The sequence below is a fragment of the Rhizobium sp. BK529 genome, assembly GCF_014194105.1.
In the GTDB taxonomy this organism is placed as follows: Bacteria; Pseudomonadota; Alphaproteobacteria; order Rhizobiales; family Rhizobiaceae; genus Rhizobium.
This window is the reverse complement of sequence record NZ_JACIAU010000005.1, coordinates 306,335-327,121: the sequence shown is the minus strand read 5'-3', so window position 1 is coordinate 327,121 and position 20,787 is coordinate 306,335. Positions and strand designations below refer to the sequence as shown.

Annotated in this window: 17 protein-coding genes and 1 pseudogene; 15 read left to right on the top strand and 3 right to left on the bottom strand. The window is 59.2% G+C overall.

Features of this window, described 5'->3' with window-relative positions; translation table 11 throughout:
- The first annotated feature begins 458 nt into the window (after nucleotides 1-458).
- The 4 genes from FHX08_RS26820 (at nucleotide 459) to FHX08_RS26805 (ending at nucleotide 3,602) form a co-directional block, all read left to right on the top strand.
- The gene (locus tag FHX08_RS26820; RefSeq protein ID WP_184327919.1) at nucleotides 459-866 is read left to right on the top strand and encodes a GFA family protein; all 408 of its coding nucleotides are present in this window, start codon (nucleotides 459-461) and stop codon (nucleotides 864-866) included.
- 173 nt (nucleotides 867-1,039) lie between these two features.
- On the top strand, nucleotides 1,040-1,840 hold the full coding sequence (locus FHX08_RS26815; protein ID WP_132657544.1) for an alpha/beta fold hydrolase: 801 nt from the start codon (nucleotides 1,040-1,042) through the stop codon (nucleotides 1,838-1,840).
- The gene (locus tag FHX08_RS26810; RefSeq protein ID WP_184327918.1) at nucleotides 1,841-2,968 is read left to right on the top strand and encodes a PAS domain-containing sensor histidine kinase; all 1,128 of its coding nucleotides are present in this window, start codon (nucleotides 1,841-1,843) and stop codon (nucleotides 2,966-2,968) included.
- A 250-nt stretch (nucleotides 2,969-3,218) separates the two neighbouring features.
- Nucleotides 3,219-3,602: a VOC family protein gene (locus FHX08_RS26805; RefSeq protein WP_184327917.1), complete on the top strand. Its 384-nt coding sequence runs from the start codon at nucleotides 3,219-3,221 to the stop codon at nucleotides 3,600-3,602.
- Nucleotides 3,603-4,540: 938 nt separating this feature from the next.
- Here the strand turns inward: FHX08_RS26805 and FHX08_RS31975 are convergent.
- A complete protein-coding gene (locus tag FHX08_RS31975) occupies nucleotides 4,541-4,642 on the bottom strand; it encodes a hypothetical protein (protein ID WP_312862199.1) in 102 nt (33 codons plus the stop codon).
- Nucleotides 4,643-6,492: 1,850 nt separating this feature from the next.
- On the opposite strand from FHX08_RS31975, the gene FHX08_RS26795 reads away from it, so the two are divergent.
- The 3 genes from FHX08_RS26795 (at nucleotide 6,493) to FHX08_RS26785 (ending at nucleotide 9,677) form a co-directional block, all read left to right on the top strand.
- Complete coding sequence (locus FHX08_RS26795) at nucleotides 6,493-7,944, top strand: ATPase domain-containing protein (RefSeq protein ID WP_184327916.1); 1,452 nt, start codon at nucleotides 6,493-6,495, stop codon at nucleotides 7,942-7,944.
- 22 nt (nucleotides 7,945-7,966) lie between these two features.
- Nucleotides 7,967-8,323 carry a response regulator gene (locus FHX08_RS26790; RefSeq protein ID WP_184327915.1) on the top strand — a complete coding sequence of 119 codons (357 nt, stop codon included), beginning with the start codon at nucleotides 7,967-7,969 and terminating at the stop codon, nucleotides 8,321-8,323.
- A 190-nt stretch (nucleotides 8,324-8,513) separates the two neighbouring features.
- Complete coding sequence (locus FHX08_RS26785) at nucleotides 8,514-9,677, top strand: ATP-binding protein (protein ID WP_184327914.1); 1,164 nt, start codon at nucleotides 8,514-8,516, stop codon at nucleotides 9,675-9,677.
- Nucleotides 9,678-9,965: 288 nt separating this feature from the next.
- Here the strand turns inward: FHX08_RS26785 and FHX08_RS26780 are convergent, their stop codons facing one another.
- Entirely contained in the window at nucleotides 9,966-11,189 is a 1,224-nt protein-coding gene (locus tag FHX08_RS26780) for a multidrug effflux MFS transporter (protein ID WP_132657337.1), read from the bottom strand.
- A 62-nt stretch (nucleotides 11,190-11,251) separates the two neighbouring features.
- On the opposite strand from FHX08_RS26780, the gene FHX08_RS26775 reads away from it, so the two are divergent.
- Entirely contained in the window at nucleotides 11,252-12,037 is a 786-nt protein-coding gene (locus FHX08_RS26775; RefSeq protein WP_312862197.1) for a TetR/AcrR family transcriptional regulator, read from the top strand.
- Between the two features lie 47 nt (nucleotides 12,038-12,084).
- Here FHX08_RS26775 and FHX08_RS26770 read toward each other — a convergent pair.
- Nucleotides 12,085-12,218, bottom strand: a pseudogene (locus FHX08_RS26770) (type II toxin-antitoxin system RelB/DinJ family antitoxin); the annotation flags it as partial.
- A 502-nt stretch (nucleotides 12,219-12,720) separates the two neighbouring features.
- Between FHX08_RS26770 and FHX08_RS26765 the strand changes: the two are divergent.
- The 7 genes from FHX08_RS26765 (at nucleotide 12,721) to FHX08_RS26735 (ending at nucleotide 20,784) form a co-directional block, all read left to right on the top strand.
- On the top strand, nucleotides 12,721-15,330 hold the full coding sequence (locus tag FHX08_RS26765) for an autotransporter outer membrane beta-barrel domain-containing protein (RefSeq protein ID WP_246698383.1): 2,610 nt from the start codon (nucleotides 12,721-12,723) through the stop codon (nucleotides 15,328-15,330).
- 390 nt (nucleotides 15,331-15,720) lie between these two features.
- Nucleotides 15,721-15,996 carry an acylphosphatase gene (locus FHX08_RS26760; RefSeq protein ID WP_184327913.1) on the top strand — a complete coding sequence of 92 codons (276 nt, stop codon included), beginning with the start codon at nucleotides 15,721-15,723 and terminating at the stop codon, nucleotides 15,994-15,996.
- A 141-nt stretch (nucleotides 15,997-16,137) separates the two neighbouring features.
- Nucleotides 16,138-16,779 carry a Rieske 2Fe-2S domain-containing protein gene (locus FHX08_RS26755; RefSeq protein WP_184327912.1) on the top strand — a complete coding sequence of 214 codons (642 nt, stop codon included), beginning with the start codon at nucleotides 16,138-16,140 and terminating at the stop codon, nucleotides 16,777-16,779.
- A complete protein-coding gene (locus tag FHX08_RS26750) occupies nucleotides 16,776-17,624 on the top strand; it encodes an aromatic ring-hydroxylating oxygenase subunit alpha (protein ID WP_184327911.1) in 849 nt (282 codons plus the stop codon). The genes FHX08_RS26755 and FHX08_RS26750 overlap by 4 nt, the downstream gene beginning before the upstream one ends.
- Entirely contained in the window at nucleotides 17,621-18,280 is a 660-nt protein-coding gene (locus FHX08_RS26745; protein WP_184327910.1) for a glutathione S-transferase family protein, read from the top strand. The genes FHX08_RS26750 and FHX08_RS26745 overlap by 4 nt, the downstream gene beginning before the upstream one ends.
- Nucleotide 18,281: 1 nt before the next feature.
- A complete protein-coding gene (locus tag FHX08_RS26740; RefSeq protein ID WP_184327909.1) occupies nucleotides 18,282-19,661 on the top strand; it encodes an amidohydrolase in 1,380 nt (459 codons plus the stop codon).
- Nucleotides 19,662-19,683: 22 nt separating this feature from the next.
- Nucleotides 19,684-20,784: a BMP family ABC transporter substrate-binding protein gene (locus FHX08_RS26735; RefSeq protein WP_184327908.1), complete on the top strand. Its 1,101-nt coding sequence runs from the start codon at nucleotides 19,684-19,686 to the stop codon at nucleotides 20,782-20,784.
- Nucleotides 20,785-20,787 lie beyond the last annotated feature (3 nt).

Genomic DNA, 20,787 nt, shown 5'->3' with positions numbered 1-20,787 from the left:
CCGGAATCGGTGCTCCTCCTGTTTTGCCGACGCATGGATGGTCGCTTGACCAGTCGGTCTGGCAATACGCGGTGGGCGATCTGTCGAAAATGTACCGGGTGACCACGTGGGACTTGCCGGGGATTGGACGATCGACAGCCAAACGGGTGTCGCTCGACCAGATGGCGGCCAACCTGGCCGCCGTTCTGTCTCATGTTCCCTCCCATGCCCTTCTTGTCGGACCTAGCATCGGTGGCATGACGAGCGACCCTCCGCGAAGAAATCAGAATGTCAATTTGCGCTGAGTTGACCTGAGAGTGCAGGAAATATCACTGAGAATTGCCCCCCGGGTCAACTTGTCTCAGCGCATATTAACGCCGAAAAGGTTTGTTGCCTTCGAGGGTGTTGACAATTTATGATAGAAGCGGTGTATCCCGGCGTCGTCGGGATCGACACGGGTTGGAAAACCGGACCTGGCTATGCCCACCTATTATGCGAAGTGCACTTGTGGCGCTTTATCCTTCGAGGTTGATGGCGATCCTGTGCACAACCACGCCTGCACGTGCACGCGTTGTCAACGTGCATCCGGAAGCGTTCTTGCGCACAATGTCTGGTTCCGTGAGGAGAATGTCCGGCTCGCCTCCGGAGAGTATTCCGTTTGGTACCCACAGGGCGAAACTAAACCTGATGTGATGAAAGCCCTCTGCCGGATCTGCGGTGGGGGCGGGTTTTCGAGATCCGGAACATACTTTCCGGGCACCGTCATAATCGCAGGTGGCACATTCGCCGATCCGTCCTTCGCTGCGCCCGATCATGTTCATTGGTGGGACAATCGCCCACATTGGATCGAGCTTGCCGAGCCAATCGAGCGCCTTGCCGGAAATTGAACCCCAGAATGGCGCCCCGTGCTTGTGGCCGTGGCGGCCGTCGAAACAGCGAGGTGGTTGGCGGCTCCATGATCGCGCGCGGGTTCGAACGCGCAGCCAGCGCATGCACGGTACGTTGTCTTATCCGGATCGGGCCGGTGTCTATTTCTCGCAAATGTACTATGTTGTCGCTCATGGATATTTTGCACAGAAACAACGTCATCGTACGCGGCTCGCGCGACGAGACGATCGTATTCGCCCATGGGTTCGGATGTGACAGCAACATGTGGCGTCACGTCGCCCCTGCCTTCGAGGAGCGTTACCGCATCGTCCTCTTCGACAACGTCGGCGCCGGAAAATCGGATTTGTCTGCCTATTCATTTGACAAATACCGCACGCTTGATGGTTACGCCGGCGATCTTGTCGAAATCATCGATGCCCTGGCTATCGGAAAGGCCATCTTCGTCGGTCATTCGGTTAGCGCGATGATCGGATTGATCGCCGCCAGGCAGCGTCCCGATCTTTTCCGGTCGCTTGTCATGGTCGGACCCTCGCCCTGCTATGTCGACGGCGATGGCTATGTCGGTGGCTTTAGTCAGGAGCAGCTCGAAGAGCTTCTGGAGTTCCTGGATTCAAATCATCTCGGTTGGTCTGGACAGATGGCCCCAGTCATCATGGGCAACCCTGACAGACCTGAACTTGGGAAGGAACTGACGGAAAGCTTCTGCCGAACCGACCCCGAGATCACCCGGCACTTCGCCAAGGCGACCTTTCTGTCCGACTGTCGCGATCTGTTAAAGGACTTCGAGATCCCGACGCTTATCCTCCAATGCTCAAGCGACGTAATTGCCCCTATCGAAGTGGGCGAGTACGTCCATCGACAGCTCCCGAACAGTAAATTGGTCATCCTGAAGGCGACCGGCCATTGCCCCAACCTGAGTGCTCCGGAAGAAACGATTGCGGCCATTGAGGCCTATTTGGGTCAGGCGGCCTGAATGTGCGGGGACGGCGCTTGCGGTGCAGCACAGGATGATTACGAAAGCCTCTTCGAAGACACCGCTGTCGGCAACATCATCATTACCCCCGACAGCATCGTCAGCCGCGTCAACCGCCGCCTTGCGACATGGCTGGGGTTCACAACCGCTGAAGTCGTGGGCAAACGATTTTCTGATCTCCTCACTGTTGGAGGCAAGATCTATCTCGAAACCCACCTTGCTCCAATGCTGCGCATGTCTGGTGCATTCGAGGAGGTTATGCTGGAAATGAGGACGGCGGATGGCGGCAAACTCCCCGTTCTCGTCAACGGCTTTGAGCGTCGCGACGCCGAAGGTCGTCCCGTGTTGACCAGGATCGCCGTCGTCAGGGCATCCCACCGGCTTCTGTACGAACAGAACCTCCGCCAGGCTCGAAAACAGGCCCGCGACGCGCTTACAAACGCGGAAGGGACACTCCTTGACGAGCGCCAGACCGCGGTCTTACGCGAGCAGTTCATCGCGGTTCTGGGGCACGACTTGCGTAACCCGCTTGCCGCGTTCACCGCGGGATTGCGCGTTCTCGCGAAAGGCCAGCTCGATGAGCGGCAGGCGCGCGTGATCCCGCTGATGGACGCTGCCGTCCGGCGCATGGCCGGCTTGATTGACGACGTTATGAACCTCGCGCGCGGCAGACTCGGCGGCGGCATCCCAATCAATCGCACGGAAACAGATCTCGCCCCGATTCTTCAGCAGGTGGTCGACGAAGTCGCGGGCGCGCATCCCGAGCGGCAGATCGAGGTCGATTTTCAGCTCGCGGTCAACGTCGATTGCGATGGCCCGAAGATCGCACAACTTGCGTCGAACCTGCTTGCGAACGCTATAAGCCATGGCGCGGCCGACGGACCGATCAAGATCTCCGCGGGGTCGGTCGGCGCTGGATTCGAACTCGCTGTCGAAAACGTCGGAAACCCGATTCATCCGGGCGCCCTCACCCGTCTCTTTGAACCGTTCACCCGAGAAGCCGGCGACGGCAAGGAGGGGCTTGGCCTTGGGCTTTATATCGCGAGCGAGATTGCCAAGGCTCATGGAGGGTCCCTCACCGCGATGTCGGATGAAGAGAAAACGGTCTTCCGGCTGGAGCTCGGGTAGCGCGATCGGCGCCTCTACGATTGCATCGCCGAAGGCGTCACGGTGTAACAACTGCATCGATGCTGACGAGTTGATGTCTTTTCTCACCGCGGTAGTAGTCCTGTAGCGCTTGCTGGTATCGGGCTAAGGTTCCTCTGAGCGGATCTCTGCCCCGCGTCAGAACCACTCCCGAAAGTGACAGCATCAGCCAGTTTCCTACCCTGTTAATTTTAGCTATCCTGCCGGCGTTCCAGAACCTGGCGAGGCCGAGATGGAAAACGAGACGGTCAATGTGCGTTATATGGTCGAAAGCGTGGAAACTTCGATCAAGTGGTATGTCACTCATCTGGGCTTTTCGGTTATCTCCAAGTATCCCCCTGCCTTCGCCGATGTCCAGCGAGGCGCACTTCGCTTGCTCTTGAGCGGGCCATCAAGTTCAGCGGGCCGCCCGATGGCCGATGGTGAGCTGCCCTGTCCAGGAGGGTGGAACCGGATCCATTTGATCGTCGACGATCTCGAAAACGAAGTGGAACGGCTGCGATCGGCCGGCGTGCAGTTCCGCAACAACGTCGTTCGCGGGCCAGGAGGAGCCCAGGTTTTGCTGGTTGACCCGTCCGGGAACCTGGTCGAACTGTTTCAGCCGGCGCGGAGTTAGCGAAAGCGGAGGTACGGCTTGGGAGGACAGAGCCTTTGGCGGCCAACGATCGTTCGCCCTGCTGTTCCCAAGATGCGTCATCCGACCCTAATGCCTTTAGAACGGATCCTGCTTTCGCTTGACGAGTAAGGTTCGCGCGGACATTTGCGTCGGCACCTTCACGCGATATCTACGACAGACTGTGGACGACTACTGGGCGAGATGAGCGTTTGGCGGCACTGCATTGAATGCGTGAATCTGTCCAGCCTATCGCTGGAGCGATCGCGCTCCTGGTTTTTATAGGAGTCTGCTACGTCTTTACTCATAACATGGTCGACTTGTGGCCTTGCCGTAGATCAGGATCCGAAGCTGGCTATCATCCTCTACAATCGCCGGTTCTGCAGATGTGCAAGCAATATCTCGTGCATCCCATAGCCAGCATGCCATCGTTTGGCTTGTTCGAGGGCGTCTTCGCCGCGCCTGCAGGTCAAGTGCTTGCAAGAGTTGAGTGTTTGGCTGCTCGACAAATGTGTTGCGCATGCCAAAAACCGTAGTCATCAGAACGGACGGCGCAGACACTCTAGGCACGTTCGTGAAGGACTGCCCCATGATGAAGTCCCAGCCGTCCGCTTTTCCTGGCATCCTCAGGTCCGATCAAGGCGCAAAAGTGAGCCGGGTCCTTCTCGAACTCGAGCATTACCGTGGCCGCATTTGCAAAGACGAGGATCGCGAAACCCGCGTCCGCCACGACCTCTTCAAGACTACGTTTGATCAAATATTCGTCTTCTCCGATGAGCACAATCGGCTTGTCGCCGTGTGGGCTCGTGGTCCTTTCAGGGGATCTGGGGACATTCATTATGCTGAAACGCGAAGCGTTAGACCGCCATTGCATTGAGGCGGTCCAGCGGCCCCCTAAACGAAAGCTATGTGAGACCGATTATGGCAAGCCGTAAAGCGCGTCATGCCGCATTTCCGGAAGCAAGGAACAAGGTCGCGATGTTTGTTTTCGAAGCTGCCTTGAGGAAAGGTTGCCGAAATTCTTCGATGCCGATTTTTCCCACCACGGCATCGGCGCACGCTTTGACGGCCGTGACGTATTCTTCGCTGTCGTCGTCCTGGCCGGCCCTTCAATAGGACATCCGCGGTATCCGTTAATTGTTTGGACGATCAACCGCGCACGGCGCTCGCGCAAGACCAGCATCCTCGACGACCTTTGTGATAGTACGCTCGGAGCGCCTGAAAAGCGCGGGAGGTGTTGCATCAAACCGACAACCGCCAGTCGTAGTGAATGGATTCGTAGGCCGAATTCAACGGCGTACATGTTCGGATAGTCACTGTACCGCCGAAATGGGGTCGTTTCGGCAAATGTCCGCCCCCGTGGCCAAAACTGGAGACCGCTCGCGTTTGGAAGATGTTCGAGTTGACCGCAAATCCGTTGAAGAGGATCAAACGCAAGCAGAAGAAATGGACAGCGCCGCCCGCCCCGAAATTGCGATGCGAAAGCCAGGGAAGTTCTGGAGCTACGGGGCCAATAGCGTCGACAGTTCCGCAACCGTATAGGCGACAGACACCATGGTCAGGGTTAATGCAATCGCAATCAGGATCTCAATCCGCGTCATTCTTGGCCAGCTAGCCCTGACGCTCCTGGCGTCAATCGGACTCAAGTCCGATCCGATATCGTTCACGTTCACGTGGGCCGGAAATCTTGCTGCGCAACGTGGTGAAGAACATGAAGCAAGGCCTCATCGATATCGGGGCCATCCAAAAGGGACGGATCGTCAGCTATTACCTGAAGTGTTCGCTCCACTAGACGAGCTGCGTCGCATTCCGACTTTGCGTAGCCGCGTGCACCTTTTTTCAGGGTATCAATGGCAGGTAAATGCAGATGGCTCAACGCTAGCCCCCTTCCTAACTTAGTTAGCGGGTGCACGCGTCACTCAGCCATCAGCGCCAACAAGCCGAGATCTGCCGGTGGTGGGTAAATTGTACGCTTCCGTACGGATGGAGTCTATGCAGCGGAAAGCTTTTCTTTACCGCTCGGGCCGCCCCACCACCCGCACGGAGTCAGGCCCCGCTGCGCGCCTCCTTGGCTATCAGATCCATGAAATCATTGCTGTCCATCACGGTGTGAACGACGCCGTTCGAGTGAATGACAATCACCGCTAAGCCCGCTGTCGAGCTGCAATGCGATGTGGAAACAATTCATGGATTTGCCTCCTGTTGCCAGGAGAAGAACAGGATGCCGGCTGGGTGTCTAACGCTAACACGTGAGGGGAAAAAGAAGCCCGCCGAAGCGGGCGAGTCGGGAAGTTAGGACGGGCCGCCGACTGCTGTGAAGACTGTGAGCTGAACTAACCTTCGTCGTGCGACCCAAATATAATACTTCGCGGCGTTACGAAAGTTCCCGGTGCGACAGTCATTTTTGGCCGAAGGCGGAGGCCCGGTCACGGGTATTGACCGGGCCTCCGACTTGCCACCTCGTCAGGGTGAGTGTGGCGGCGGTCGAGTACCCGGATCACCGGTAATCGTCAATTGGTCGCTCTTACGGGGCGGCTTGGTGGTAATGATCCCCTGCAGCGACTTGCTGATGATGGAGCCTTCTGAGGACTCAACGATCGCCGCCAGAAAGGCCGCCGCATCTGCCCTGGCCGCCGAAGCCCTGACACTCGCTTCAAGTCGCTCGAGCCCGTCCTGGGCGCTGCCGCCTTCCCGTCATAGTCCCCGTCTCCCATTGGCGTTCTGTACCCCAGGATCTGAATCGAAAAGAACCTGAACGAGGGGGGCACGCACCCATCGCGACAAACATAGCTCCTCCGCAGGTGAAATAAAGCACTTTGTAGGACTTGGCTGTTGCAATATCGTGCGCGGGACCTACGGTGCCATAACTCTCTCCTAGCGGTTGACCCACTCAATGCAAGAGCTCCCAAGACTATCCACTGGCATCCCCCGCCTCGACACCATCCTCGGCGGCGGCCTCGTCGAAGGTGCCTCCTATATCGTCCAGGGCCACCCCGGCGCAGGAAAAACGATCTTCTCCAACCAGGTGGCGTTTGCCAACGTCTCCCGCGGCGGCAAGGTCCTGTATGTGACGTTGCTGGCGGAGACCCATGATCGTCTGTTTCAGGCGCTGGGCACGCTGGACTTCTTTGACCGAACACAGCTTGGCTTAAGCATCTCTTACGTCGGCGTGTTTCAGACGTTGCGCGACGAGGGCCTTTCCGCAGTCGTCAGCCTTATCCGGCAGGAGATCGCCCGACAGGGAGCAACGCTGCTGGTTTTCGATGGCCTCCTCAATGCCAGTGATCGCGCCGACACCAATCTCGATGTGAAAACCTTCGTGGCAGAGGTTCAGAGCCAGGCTGCCTTCGCCGGCTGCACCGTCCTATTCCTGACCAGTACGCGCATTCCTGAGGACAGCCCCGAGCACACCATGGTCGATGGTGTCATCGAGCTGCACAATGAACTTGTCGGTGTGCGAACCATACGCCGCCTACAGGTGAAAAAGTCGAGGGGAAGCGCCGGGCTTGGCGGCTATCACCAGTTCGAGATCACCTCCGCGGGTCTAGTGGCTTATCCCCGTCTTGAGGCCATCCAGTCGACGGAGTCCATCGACGACGACCCGGGCGCAAAACAAGTTGTGTCAGGAACGGCCGGCTTTGACGCCATGCTCGGCGGCGGAGTGCCGGAAAGCTCCGTGACGCTGGTGTTCGGCCCCTCCGGATGCGGCAAGACCGCATTGGGGCTTAATTTCCTGAGCCAGGCGAACGCCGGCGAGCCGGCGCTGCATTTCGGGTTCTACGAAACCCCTTCCCGCCTGCTGAGGAAGGCACGAGCGCTCGGCGTTGATCTCGAGAGGCCCATGAGATCGGGCGCCCTGGACGTGATCTGGAATCCGATGACCGAGAACCTCCTCGATAAGGTCGGTCATCGGCTTCTCGATGCGATCCAGTCCCGTGGCGTCAAACGCCTTCTGATCGACGGGCTCGGAGGCTTCGAGCGGGCTGCGGTCCATCCCTCGCGCCTCGTTGAATTTTTTGCGGCCCTGACGAACGAACTTCGCGCTCTAGGGGTTACTACTCTTGCGACCTGGGAACTGCGCGATCTTTTCGGCCCGACGGTAACGGCCCCCGGTTCAGAAATTTCGAGCCTTCTGGATAATCTGGTGATGCTGCGCCATGTAGAGATCAACTCCCGCTTCAAGCGCACCATCTCGGTGTTGAAGGTGAGGGACAGGGAATACGAACCTGTCATTCATGAGCTTGGCTTCGGCAACAATGGATTGAAGGTCATTTCTGCTCTTGAGCCGGTGACCGGAGCGACAACTGGAGTGGCGAGCGCGGTCAGTTCCGAACCACAAGTCTGAGAGAAAGCATGAGCTAAAGCAGATGCCACTGATCGTAATTGCCGAGGATGAGTTTCTGATCGCTCAGGTGCTGGCTATCATGCTGGAAGACGCCGGTTATGAAGTTGCTTCCGCCTCGCACGGAAAAACAGCACTCGCTCTCGTGCGCGAGAAGCGTCCATCCCTCGTCATCACCGATTTTATGATGCCGCTGATGACCGGTCTAGAGCTGGCGCAGGCGATGCGCGCGGACGGCGAGCTGGCTCATATCCCAATCATCCTCGTCAGTGGGGCCCAAGGCAGCATTGGACGCGCCCACCCAGACGTCTTTGATGCTGTTCTGGACAAACCTTACAGTGAGAAGAAACTGATCCAAACGGTGTCCCGGCTACTGTCGTAAGACCCTGGTACGTGACCGATGCTGCGATGAAGCAAATTCTGGATTGAGATAAGTCGAGAGCGCGTGGTCGGGCAATCCCACGGAGCCGCTGTCGTCAGTCGCTACAGATCGGCCATTGCAGAGCCAAAGCCGCCGCTCCCGCAAACAAATTATCCTTGCAATTCTGGAAACTCATTCCATAAATGCGAGGATGATTGCGCGTCGAATCGTACCCGTGCTAAACGAGCTCCTAGATTCCAATTCCGCCGTGGCCCTTATCGGACCCCGCCAGGTCGGAAAGACGACGCTTGCACTGGACGTAAGTAAGAAGCGAGCATCCATCTATCTTGATCTGGAATCCGACGCGGATCGCGCAAAACTCGCCGAACCGGAACTCTACCTCGATCAGCATAAGGACAAACTCGTCATCCTCGACGAGGTGCACCGCTTGCCGAACCTATTCCAAGACCTCAGGGGACTTATCGATCGAGGACGTCGCGCCGGTCGTCGAAGCGGACAGTTTCTGCTCCTCGGTCCAGCTTCGGTCGACCTGCTGAAGCAATCTGGCGAGACGCTGGCAGGGCGCATATCCTATCTCGAAATGTATCCGATCGACGGCTTGGAAGTGCCTCCTAGGGAGCTCGAAACACTGTGGTTGCGCGGCGGATTTCCCGATAGTCTTCTAGCGGCGAACGATCGCGTGAGCCTACGCTGGCGACAGGATTTCATCCGCACCTATCTTGAGCGCGATATCCCGCAACTCGGCCCAAGGATTCCTGCAGAAACGCTGCGCCGTTTCTGGATGATGTTGGCCCATCATCAGTCGGGCCTATTGAACGCTGCCGAGCTTGCCCGCTCGCTCGGCGTCGATGGCAAGACCGTCGCCTCCTATCTCGACCTGCTCGTCGATCTGCTCCTCGTCCGACGACTGGAACCCTGGCACGCCAACGTCGGGAAGCGCCTCGTTAAGTCGCCGAAGGTCTATGTCCGCGACAGCGGCCTCACGCATGCCCTGCTCGGACTGGGAACGACCGAACAGTTGCTTGGCCATCCAATTGCCGGCGCCAGCTGGGAAGCCTTTGCAGTCGAAACCATGATCGCTTCGGCTCCGGCGGGGACATCCGCAAATTTCTATCGCACAGCAGCCGGAGCGGAAATAGACCTTCTCTTGACACCACCGGCTGGGCGCCCATGGGGAATCGAGATCAAGCGCAGTCTTTCTCCAAAGGTCGAAAAAGGATTTTACCAGGCATGCGTGGATCTGCAGCCGGAAAGGCGCATAGTTATCTACCCGGGTCAGGAAAGCGTTCCGTTGAAGAATGATGTGACCGCAATGCCCCTTCCCATGGCTGCCACTCTCATCGGACAAGCCTGACCTGGAGTTTTGAGCCTCTCGACAGAAGGTTCGCGTGCTACGTTCAATTCCCGCAGTTAAAAGGAACGAACCGGCGATGCCTCGCTCAAATGATGATGGCCGCGACCATGGCCGGCCCCATCAGGTCTAGTTAGCGGTCGTCGCCTTCGTATCAATCGCGCGACAACAGCTAAGCAACGGTCCTTTTCGCCAAGCGTCACCCCCTTTAGAAAGCGCACTCCGCCCGGGCTGAAGAGGCTTCGGCGCGAGCGGCCTGCAACGAGCCGCTGTCATCGGTGGCACCAAGATCTATTGAGCCGCCACCACATACCTGCTCTTCAGCACTGCGATCGAAAGGAGGAACACAACGGCCGAGCAGATGGCGATGATGACCACCATTGGTCTCGCCGTCCCGTCCATAAACATAGCGCTGATGCCAACTACCAGCGCCGACGTCATGAACTGGACCGTCCCCATCATTGCCGAGGCCGTACCAGCGATGCGACCGTGGTGTTCGAGCGCCAGTACCGCCGCATTCGGCACGATCATTCCAAGGAAAGCGTAGCCCGCAAACAGGAAGGCCGCCATGATGTCGAGGCGATCGGTGCCACCGACCATCAGGACAGCCAGCGCCAACATCGTCAGCGTATAACCAGAAACTGCACCGCGAATCACCTTGCGCAGACCAATCCGGCGGGCAAGCCAGCCGTTCATCTGCGACATGCCGATGAAGCCAATAGCATTCACCGAAAAGACCACGCTGTAAAACGAGGGAGAGAGCCCGTAGTGGCCGATGAGTACGAAGGACGAGTTGGCGACATAGATCATGTAGCTCGACATGCCGAAGGAGGCCATAAGCACTAGACCGAGATAATACGGGTCCTTAAGGAGTATCCCGTAGGCTTTTAATGCGCCGCCGAGGCTGCTTTCACTGCGAGCCGCAACCGGACGGGTCTCCTCAAGGAAAAAGCGGCCCGCGACGAAGCCGACAACGCCGGCGAAGACCATGACCCAAAAGATCAGTCGCCAGTTCCCGAACACTGTCACGATGCTGCCCGCGAGCGGTGCCAGGATCGGTGAGATACTGAAGACCAGCATAAGCCGCGACATAAGTTGCGCGGCCGCCGCCCCCGTATGCAGGTCGCGCACGATGGCGCGGGCAATCACGACGCCGGCACAGGCGCCGGTGCCCTGAATGAAACGGAAGGCGACCAGCCAGCTAATGTCGGTGGAGAGCGCGCAGCCGATCGCGCCAAGAAGGTAGAGCACCAGACCGACATACAGAGGCCGCTTGCGGCCAAACATGTCCGACAGCGGACCATAGACAATCTGCGACACCGCCATGGCGGCGAAGAAGGAGATCAGGCTTGCCTGAACTGCATGGCTATCAGCGTGAAGATCCAGACTGATCGTCGGCAACGCGGGCAGATACATGTCGAGGGCAAAGAGACCGACGGCAGAAAGAAGGCCAAGGACGATGGCATGGTGGGAGCCGCCGACGACTGGAGATGAAATGGAATTCTTGCTCTGCATGGAAAAACCTTTCCCGCACACCATCCTCCGGGCGAAGAAGCGAAGTCTCATATAGAAAGCATATGACGGGGGCTAAGTGGGCGATTATAGATGGGATGGCGGAAAGACGGAGATGGTTCTCGAGCTATTCCGTCAGACCTGTAAAATATTTTGGACAGTATTGTCCAACCCGTCAAGTCCTATATGGTGGTGTCATGAAAACTTCGCCCGCAGCCGCTTCTTGCGAGAACGAGAATAGTCAGCCCGCCACTAGCAAACGTCAGGCAATCCTAAACGCGGCCGCAGACGTTTTTGCCGAGGACGGGTTCGCGGCGGCGAGCATCGATGCCATCGCTGCAAGAGCCGGCGTGTCGCGTCAGACGGTGTACAATCAACTCGGCGACAAGGATAATCTATTCAAGGTCGTGGTTGCGGAGATCACGGAGAAATCGAGCGCTGGCTTCTTTCGCGTGTTGGACACATTTCCCGTGGCCCCTATCGATCTCGAAAGGGAACTGACCGAATTTTCAGCGGTGCTCCTGCGTAAGGCGGTCTGCGATCCGAATGGTCGCTGGCTGCGCAAGCTCGTCGAGACCGAAGGCAGCAGATTTCCGGAATTGTTTGAGACCTGGAAGGAATACGGACCGGGCAAGAAGTATCCTGCCATCGCGGCTCGCCTGGCACAGCTCACACTGGCTGGCCACCTCGATATAGAGGATCCGGCACTTGCCGCGCGCCAGTACATGGCGCTGCTCGCAACAGACCTGCGGATCAACCAACAGATCGGCCGTCCAACTCCAGATGAGGAGGTCGACCGCATGGCAAGAGAGGCAACGAAGACATTTTTGCGCGCATTCGGCAAGCGCTAATCACGGTCGCGGGCAAACCTCTCGTCCCTGCTGCGCGTTACCTACAACCCCTCGTTGGCCGTCCGAGTGAGCAAGATACGAACCGCATCCGATACCGTTAGGCCCATGTTTTCAAGCACGGCGGAGGCGCAATCCCGAACTTCGGCATCCATACGGTTTGGACGAGTGCGTTTGCAGCAATAGCCATCTCCATTTCGAGCCTGAAGAATTGCAAATGAATGACGAACGCAATGGCAGGTTTCGGTCGTCTTCGCTCACTCGCGTCGTTTTAAGCTCTTCGACGGAATTGAACTCGCGGCCCCAGAGGTCGAGACCTTCTGGGGACAATTCAGCGACTTAGAAGCGGGATGAAATGCATTCAACCGAAATTACTATGAGCTCCGCTTAACGGTTCAGCGCATTGTTGAGGTTATGCAATCCGACCATCAGTCGTTCTCCTAGCGCCATCAACGGAATGCGGGAGAGCCGGCGACAGCCCCGGAGGTTACCAAAACCCTAACATATCGATCCACAAAACCGTCCGCATTTGACGGTTTTGTTGCCGCCCGGCAACAACCCGTCGCCTTTGGCGTAGCAAGGGTCGCTCGGTGATCAGCCGATCGCTTGTTAGACAGACCGAAGCGGCGCACAAAAGTACATCCTCAAATCGTATTTATATTAACAACAACTTTGCAGAGGCAGACATGAGCGGCAGCGTCGTCGACAGGAAAGCAAAACTCTTTGCGGGCGCAAGTCTCGCTGCGCTGGCACTGCAATGCTGCCTCTCCTTCCCCGCGTCGGCAGGTGATTACACGGCCGGCGACGCTACCGACTTCTTTAACAAGGTCACGGCCGCCAATGCCGACGGCGATGCCAGCGCGACGATTACGCTGACTGGCGATATCACGGGACCGATTGCCACTCTACCCGCTATCACTAAGCCGATCGGCATCAATACCAACGGCTTCACCATGACCGGCTTCCAGACCACGACAACCAACGGTCAGACATTGACCTTTTCCGGTACGCTCGCCGGAAATACAGCCCAACGCGGTTTCTGGTTCAATAACACCCTGATCCCCTCCTCGCTGGTTAACAACGGCTCGATCACCGGCGGGGCTGACGGAAGCTCGACCTCCAGTTCAGGCGTCGCATTTGCCGGACCCGGGACCTTCGTGAACAACGGAACGGTGACCGGCGGCGTCAGCACGGGTGCTGCCGCCGGCGGCCAGGGCATCAATGCCCTCCGGGATCTCGCCATCACCAATAACGGGCTGATCCAAGGCGGAAGCAGCGCCGGGGGGCCCGGTGGCGCGGGAGTAAGCCTCGGAACATTTGCCACTGCCGCGAGCCCGGCCTCCCTGATCAACAACGGCACGATCCGTGGCGGCGATGGGGCCACCGGTTCGGGCGAAGGCGTCCATCTTTCCCTCGGTGCCTTGCTGGTCGAAAACAATGGGACGATCGTCGGCGGCAGCAATGCGGCAGCGATCACCATCCAGCTGCCGAATGCACTGATCGTCAACAACGGCACCCTTCAGGCCGGAGCCGGCGGCGCCGATGCCATCATCATGAGCACGGCTGCAGGCGCCATGACCCTCGAACTCCATTCGGGTTCGGTCATTATCGGCAACGCTGTCGGCAGCACCACGCGCACCGACACGTTGCGCCTCGGCGGTACAGGAACCGGCAGTTTCGACGTGTCGTCGATCGGTGCCGCCGGGCAATACCAGAACTTCGACACATTCGAAAAAACCGGCGCCGGAACATGGCTTCTGACCGGCAACGGGACTGTGACGACGGACTGGACGATCTATGACGGCACACTGCTCGTCGGCGACCACAGCGCGGCCTCCAGCGTCACCGGCGATATCACGAATTTCGGCAGGCTCGGCGGCAGCGGAACCATCATCGGCGACGTGAGCAACTCCGGCACGGTCGCCCCCGGCAACTCGATCGGCACGCTGACGATATCGGGCAACTATACCGGCAATGGCGGCACCCTTGCCATCGAAAGCGTGCTAGGCGGCGATGCCTCGCCGACCGACCGTCTCGTCGTCACCGGCAATACGGCAGGCACGACCAATGTGCGTGTCACCAATCTCGGCGGCGGCGGAGCGCACACCGTCGAAGGCATCAAGATCGTCGATGTCGGCGGCACCTCGGCCGGGAGCTTTTCGCTGCTCGGAGACTACGTCTTCCTGGGCAATCAGGCCGTTGTCGGCGGCGCCTATGCCTATCGGCTCTACCAGAACGGCATCGCGACACCCGGTGATGGCGACTGGTATCTTCGCTCCGCACTGATCAATCCGGCTGCACCCGCCGCAGCCGCAGGGCCGCTCTATCAGCCCGGCGTTCCGCTCTACGAGGCCTATCCGCAGCTCCTGCTCGCCCTGAACGGACTTTCCACGCTGCAGCAGCGCGTCGGCGACCGCTACTGGTCGGGCGACGGTGCGGCGACATCGGCCAAGGGATTGGAGAATGTATGGCTGCGCACCGAGGGCACGCATGCGAGCCTCGAGCCTGACAGCAGCACCACCGTCGACAGCTACGACTACGATCTGTTCAAGCTGGAGGGCGGCCTGGATGGCGAGCTCTATCAGGATCAGAGCGGCCGGCTGATCGGCGGGCTGACCGTCCATTACGGCACCGTCTCCGACGATATCGGCTCCCTCTACGGCAATGGCGATATCGACACGACCGGCTTCGGGTTGGGCGCGACGCTGACGTGGTATGGCGACAACGGCTTTTATGTCGACGCGCAGAGCCAGGCCACCTGGTATGACAGCGATCTCAAATCCGACCTCGTCGACGGCGCCATGGAAAGCGGCAACAACGGCTTCGGCTATGCGCTGAGCCTGGAGGCCGGACGGCGCTTTGCAGCCTCCGGTCCATGGTCGATCACGCCACGGGCGCAGCTCATTTATTCCTCCGTCGACTTCGTCACGTTCAATGATCGCTTCGGCACCCGCGTCTCGCTGGACGACGGCGACAGCCTGGTCGGCCGGCTCGGCGTGGCGCTCGACCACGAGGAGACAATGCGGCGGGCCGATGGCCAGAGGGCATTGGCGAAAGTCTATGGCAGCGCCAATCTCTACGGCGAGTTCCTGGATGGCACCGCCGTCGACGTCTCCGGCACCGGTTTAGAAACGAAGAATGATCCGCTCTGGGCGGGGCTGACGCTTGGCGGCAGCTACAACTGGAGCGACCAGCGCTACTCGCTCTATGGCGAGGTCGCCGCGAAATCCTCGCTGAAAGATTTCGGCGACAGCTATGCGATTAGTGGCACCGCTGGCCTGCGCGTGAAGTGGTAGAGGCGGACGCATTTGCTCAGTCCGCCAGCGGCCGTTGCGCCAATGGAGACCAAGAGCCTTCACATTGATTTGTTGGGGAACTCATTGCAAGGGACCATAGAGCGCATCCAGAAGAGCAGGCCGATAGCCGCAATCGAAGAATGCGCTGCCTCATGGACGGGCATTGGGAGAGGCGCCGGCACCCCTCCTCCCCGAGACGATGCGGATGATCAATGGATGCTTTATCACGGTAAGCAAGTTTGTTTGCAATGCAAAAGCGTAAATCGACCTTCGCGACGCAAACGCGATATAGCATCGCTGCGATTGCTGACAGCGTTCCCGCCCTGCCTCTTTCATAAATGAATCGAGGCGCTATGCTGTCATCGCGGCACGCACAATGGAAATTTGACAATGCAGTCACGGCAGAACGAGTTGCGCGAGAGGATGACGATCCTCGGCGAGGTCGATGCAGACTCCTTCATCCCGTGGATCCGTCGCCATGCCGATAAGCTCGGACTATCCCAAAGTTTCTTTCATATCGGCGCCGACAAAATTGAACTTGAGGTCGCAGGTCCTGTTGAGTTGATTGACATGCTGGAAATGGGATGTTCGCTCGGCCCGATCGACGTCTGGGTGGACGAGATACAGCGCAGGATTGTGGATATTGCCGACACACCGCAGGCCTGACCACATCGATCTTGCCCTTTATTTAATCATTGTTGCCAATGCAGTTTTTTTATGCAAGCCTCTGACCGCTGAGCCGAAAGCTCGGCAACCGTGCACGGCCCGGCGGTACAAAGGCCGTAAGAAAATTAGGACTTATACGTTATGCCATCTGATACGGCCGGCTATTGGACGCCAGTCGCCCTTTCTGCTGATCTGCCACCGGCAACCGTGATACCGGCCTGGACGCCAGCAGGATCGATCGCTCTCTGGCGCACTCAGTCGGGACGCGTATCGGCATCGTCGGATCGCTGTCCGCATCGCGGGATGCGATTGTCTCACGGCTTCGTGCGCGGCGAGGCACTCTCCTGCATCTATCACGGCTGGAGCTATTCTCCGGCAGGAGGATGCATCCGCATCCCTGCCCACCCCGATCTCGTGCCGCCGGAAACGATCCGTGTCGCAGGCCATAAGGTCCAGGAGTCGGGTGGCGTCATCTGGGTTGCCGTCGGAGAACCCTTGGCATCACAGCCATCGCTTGATGATCTCTTGCCGTTGCGTTCGTTGACTGTCGAGGCCGGCATTCCGGCGCTCGAAGCTGCAGCCGGTGCGAAAATTGGAATGAATGGACTGATTTCAATTGCGGACTGTCCATGGGTCCGGCTGCTACCGACCGAGCAAGCAGAGCGCACCCTCGTTCACGTCATGATCGAAAAGGATCGCAGCCTGTCGGACCGGATCACCGCGTCCCGCATCGCCGAATCCTTGCGTCGGCAGGCGGAAGCGCGGCAGAAGGAGGTGGCATGACGAAGGCTGGCGCAATGATCGACGAATGGTATCCGGTCGGCCTTTTTTCCCGCCTCGGCGAAACCGGCACAAAGACCGCTCTGATGGGCGAGCCCATCGAAGTCGCGCGCATTTCCGATGACAATGCGCAGGTGACATCAGCCGATGGGCGCAAGCTTCCGGTCCGCATCCGCTACGGCCATGTCTGGTCGTCGCTCGGCAATCCTGGTAAGGAGCTTTTTGCCATTCCCGAGGCAGATCAGCCTGGCCGCCGTTTTGTCGATGTCGGCGTGGTGCGGGTGCGCTGCTCGCCGCTACGCGCGGTGGAGAACTTCCTCGACATCGCCCATTTCCCGTTCGTCCATACCGACATTCTCGGTGCCGAGCCACACACGGAAGTCGAGAACTACAAGGTCGAGATTCGCGAAGACGCGGACGAGGTCTGGGCAACGAAGGTGAAATTCTATCAGCCGCAGGCGGCCAAATCGGCCACCGGCGGCATTACCACCGAATATATGTACCGCGTGCCGGCACCGACCTGCTCGGTGCTCTATAAGACCTGCCCTCCCCGGCCCGGCGAATGGGATGTCATTACTCTCTTCGTGCAGCCGCTTGCAGAAGATCTTTGCGACGTATGGCCATGGATGGCCCTCTTTGATGACGTGACACCAATGACAGACCTCATCCATTTTCAGCAGATGATCTTCCTGCAGGATCGCTCAATCCTTGAAAACCAGATCCCGGCGCTGCTGCCGCTCGATCCCGGCATGGAAATCCCGACCCGCGCCGACCTGACCTCGATCGCCTACAGGCGCTGGCTCAAGCGCCACAATTATACCTACGGCGCACAATTGGTCGTGCAATGAAGCTCTACGACTACATTCTCTCGCCGAGCTGCTATAAGATTCGCCTGATGGCAGCGATCCTCGGCATCAAGCTGGATATCCGGCCGGTCGATTTTCATCCGGGCGCCGAACATCGCGGACCCGAACTCCTGGCGCTCAATCCGGCGGGTTCTATACCGATCCTCGAGGACGGCGATCTCGTTCTGACGGAATCCTCCGCAATGCTCGCCTATCTCGCCGCCGGAAACGCCCCGGAATGGTTGGGTACAAGCACGCCTGAAGAGACGGCGCGGGTGCAGCAGTGGCTTTCCTTCTCGCACCGGCTGACGGCCAATCTCGGCGGCGCGCGGCTGCATGAAATGCTTCTGCGCCCTGGCGATATTAACGTCCTGCAGAGGCAGGGCGTCGCCGCGCTGCGCGAACTTGAAGCCGGCCTCTTCGAACAGCAGCTCCGCGGCATGCGGTTCCTCGCGTCGAACCGCGCCACGATCGCCGATATCGCCTGCTTCCCCTATGTTGCGCTCGCGCCCGATGGCGGCATCTCGCTCGATCCATACCCAACGATCCGGCTTTGGCTGCGTGCCGTCCGCAGCATCGACGGCTTCATCGAAATGCCCGGCATTCACCGCCTGCACGAGCTGAAGCCAGATCCGCATCCTGCCAAGGAAGAGAGCTGACATGGTTGGCTACCTCCTCAAGAACTGCGCGGCCGTCATCGTCGACGAGGGCAACGGCCCGGCCGTACGCCGGAACGTCGACCTGCTTACGGATGGTCCGGCGATCCAGGCGATCGGAGCGAACCTGGCGGCCGAACCACTGCCCGCCGGCACAATCGTGCAGGATGCCACCGGCTGGTTCGTTTACCCCGGCCTCGTCAACACGCATCACCATTTCTTCCAGTGCTTCGTGCGCAACCGCGCCGACCTCGACTGGACGAAGCTCTCGGTCATCGAGTGGCTCGACCGGATCTACCCGATCTTCTCGCGGCTGACCGAGGATTGCTTCTACCATTCCTCCGTCACGGCCATGGCCGAGATGATCAAGCATGGCTGCACGACGGCTTTCGACCACCAATATTGCTTTCCGCGGCACGCCGGAAAGCGCCTGATCGACCGGCAGTTCGAGGCGGCCGAGCTTCTCGGGATGCGTTTCCATGCAGGCCGCGGCGGCAATACGCTGCCGAAATCCGAGGGATCGACGATCCCGGACGCCATGCTGGAAACCACGGATGAATTCATAGCCGATTGCGCCCGGCTGATCGACAGCTACCATGACGGTAGCCCCTTCAGTATGCGGCAGGTGGTCGTTGCGCCCTGCCAGCCGGTCAACTGCTACCGCGAGACCTTCGTTGAATCTGTTGCACTTGCCCGTGACCGCGGCGTGTTTTTGCACACTCATGTCGGTGAAGGAGAAAGCCCGGTCATCGAGGCGCGGCATGGGATGCGCACGGTCGATTACTGCACGGAACTCGGTTTTGCAGGTCCCGACACCTTCTATGCTCACTGCTGGGAACTGACGCATGACGAACTCCGCAAGATGGCGGCAAGCGGAACCGGCGTCTCCCATTGCCCGGAGCCGGTCTATCTTGTCGGCGCAGAGGTGACGGATATTCCGGCCATGTCGGCCTTCGACCTACGCGTCGGGCTTGGTTGCGACGGCGCTGCCTCAAACGACAATTCGAACCTCATGCACTGCATCCACTCCGCCTATATGCTGCAATGCCTGTCGGCATCAACACGCGCACACCCTGTTCCGCCGCCGGTCGATTTCCTTGGCTACTCAACCGCGGGCGGCGCAAGCCTGCTCGGCCGCGACGATATCGGCCGTCTAGCGCCCGGCATGGCAGCGGACCTTTTCGCGATCGACACACGGCGGATGGACTATGTCGGCACGCGACATGACCCGCTGAGCCTGATCGCCAAGGTCGGGATCGGCATGCCGACCGACCTCACGATGATCAATGGGCGCGTCGTCTGGCAGGCCGGTGAATTTGCCGGCCTCGACGAATCCAAGCTTTTCGCGGACGCCGAAGCCGCGCTCGCGGCCATCGAATTCTGAAAACCAAAAGAGGGGAACTGACATGTCCAACAATCTGACGCGAAGAACGCTGATGAAGAGCGCGGTCGCTGCCGGCCTCGCCACCGCCCTTGCCGGCCGGTCCGCACTTGCTGCCGACGAACCGCTCGGCATCGCCCTCGTCGTGCCCTCGCCGATCGGTGATGTCGGCTGGGGCCATGCGCTCGCAGCCGGCATCGATCCGATCAAGGCGGCCTATGGCGACAAGGTGAAGGTCACGATCATCGAGAACATCGCCGAAGGCCCGGATGCCGACCGCATCATGAACAAGACGGTCGCCGACGGAAACCATTTCCTGATCGCCGGCTCCTTCGGCTATCAGAATGGCGCGCTGCAGATCGCCCGCCGCAATCCCAAGGCCACCGTCCTGCATGCTTCGGGTTTCCAGGTTGCGCCGAACTTCTCGCCTTTCGCCGCCAAATATTTCCAGGGGACCTACCTCCTCGGCATGGCGGCCGCCGCCGTCTCCAAGACCGGCAAGCTCGGCTCGGTTTCGGCCTTTGCCATTCCCGAACTGATCACCTCCATCAATGCCTTCACGCTCGGCGCCCAGGCCGTCAAGCCCGACATCGAAGTCTCGGTCGTCTGGGTCAATTCCTGGTTCGATCCGGCCAAGGAACAGGAAGCCGCCAAGGCGCTGATCTCGCAGGGCTGCGACGTGATCTTCTCGAATGCGCAGGATACGCCTTCGGTCATTTCCGCCTGCGAGGAAGCCGGCATCTATGCCTTCAACCTGAATTCCTCGATGAAGAAATATGCCGAGAAGACCTATCTCGGCTGCGTCTCCACCGACTGGTCGCCCTTCTTCAAGGCGTCGGTCGACGCGCATCTTGCCGGCACCTTCAAGGGCGCCAACACCTTCCTCGGCGTAGCCGACAAGGTTGTCGAGGTCGTCGACTGGAACCCGGCAATCCCGACCGATACGATGACCAAGATCAAGGAAATCGAGGCCAAAATCGCCGCCGGCGGCTTCTCGCCATTTACGGGTCCGATCACCAAGGCCGATGGCAGTGAAGGCGTCGCTTCCGGAGTGACGCTGACGGACGCCCAGATCGTCGCGATGGACTGGCACGTCAAGGGTGTCAAGACGCCGCTGCCGAAGTAAGCC

Coding starts and splice junctions, on each gene's coding strand:
- FHX08_RS26820 (WP_184327919.1), top strand. CDS start 459: ATGCCCACCTATTATGCGAAGTGCACTTGTGGCGCTTTATCCTTCGAG.
- FHX08_RS26815 (WP_132657544.1), top strand. CDS start 1,040: ATGGATATTTTGCACAGAAACAACGTCATCGTACGCGGCTCGCGCGAC.
- FHX08_RS26810 (WP_184327918.1), top strand. CDS start 1,841: ATGTGCGGGGACGGCGCTTGCGGTGCAGCACAGGATGATTACGAAAGC.
- FHX08_RS26805 (WP_184327917.1), top strand. CDS start 3,219: ATGGAAAACGAGACGGTCAATGTGCGTTATATGGTCGAAAGCGTGGAA.
- FHX08_RS26795 (WP_184327916.1), top strand. CDS start 6,493: ATGCAAGAGCTCCCAAGACTATCCACTGGCATCCCCCGCCTCGACACC.
- FHX08_RS26790 (WP_184327915.1), top strand. CDS start 7,967: ATGCCACTGATCGTAATTGCCGAGGATGAGTTTCTGATCGCTCAGGTG.
- FHX08_RS26785 (WP_184327914.1), top strand. CDS start 8,514: ATGATTGCGCGTCGAATCGTACCCGTGCTAAACGAGCTCCTAGATTCC.
- FHX08_RS26780 (WP_132657337.1), bottom strand. CDS start 11,189: ATGCAGAGCAAGAATTCCATTTCATCTCCAGTCGTCGGCGGCTCCCAC.
- FHX08_RS26775 (WP_312862197.1), top strand. CDS start 11,252: ATGACGGGGGCTAAGTGGGCGATTATAGATGGGATGGCGGAAAGACGG.
- FHX08_RS26765 (WP_246698383.1), top strand. CDS start 12,721: ATGAGCGGCAGCGTCGTCGACAGGAAAGCAAAACTCTTTGCGGGCGCA.
- FHX08_RS26760 (WP_184327913.1), top strand. CDS start 15,721: ATGCAGTCACGGCAGAACGAGTTGCGCGAGAGGATGACGATCCTCGGC.
- FHX08_RS26755 (WP_184327912.1), top strand. CDS start 16,138: ATGCCATCTGATACGGCCGGCTATTGGACGCCAGTCGCCCTTTCTGCT.
- FHX08_RS26750 (WP_184327911.1), top strand. CDS start 16,776: ATGACGAAGGCTGGCGCAATGATCGACGAATGGTATCCGGTCGGCCTT.
- FHX08_RS26745 (WP_184327910.1), top strand. CDS start 17,621: ATGAAGCTCTACGACTACATTCTCTCGCCGAGCTGCTATAAGATTCGC.
- FHX08_RS26740 (WP_184327909.1), top strand. CDS start 18,282: ATGGTTGGCTACCTCCTCAAGAACTGCGCGGCCGTCATCGTCGACGAG.
- FHX08_RS26735 (WP_184327908.1), top strand. CDS start 19,684: ATGTCCAACAATCTGACGCGAAGAACGCTGATGAAGAGCGCGGTCGCT.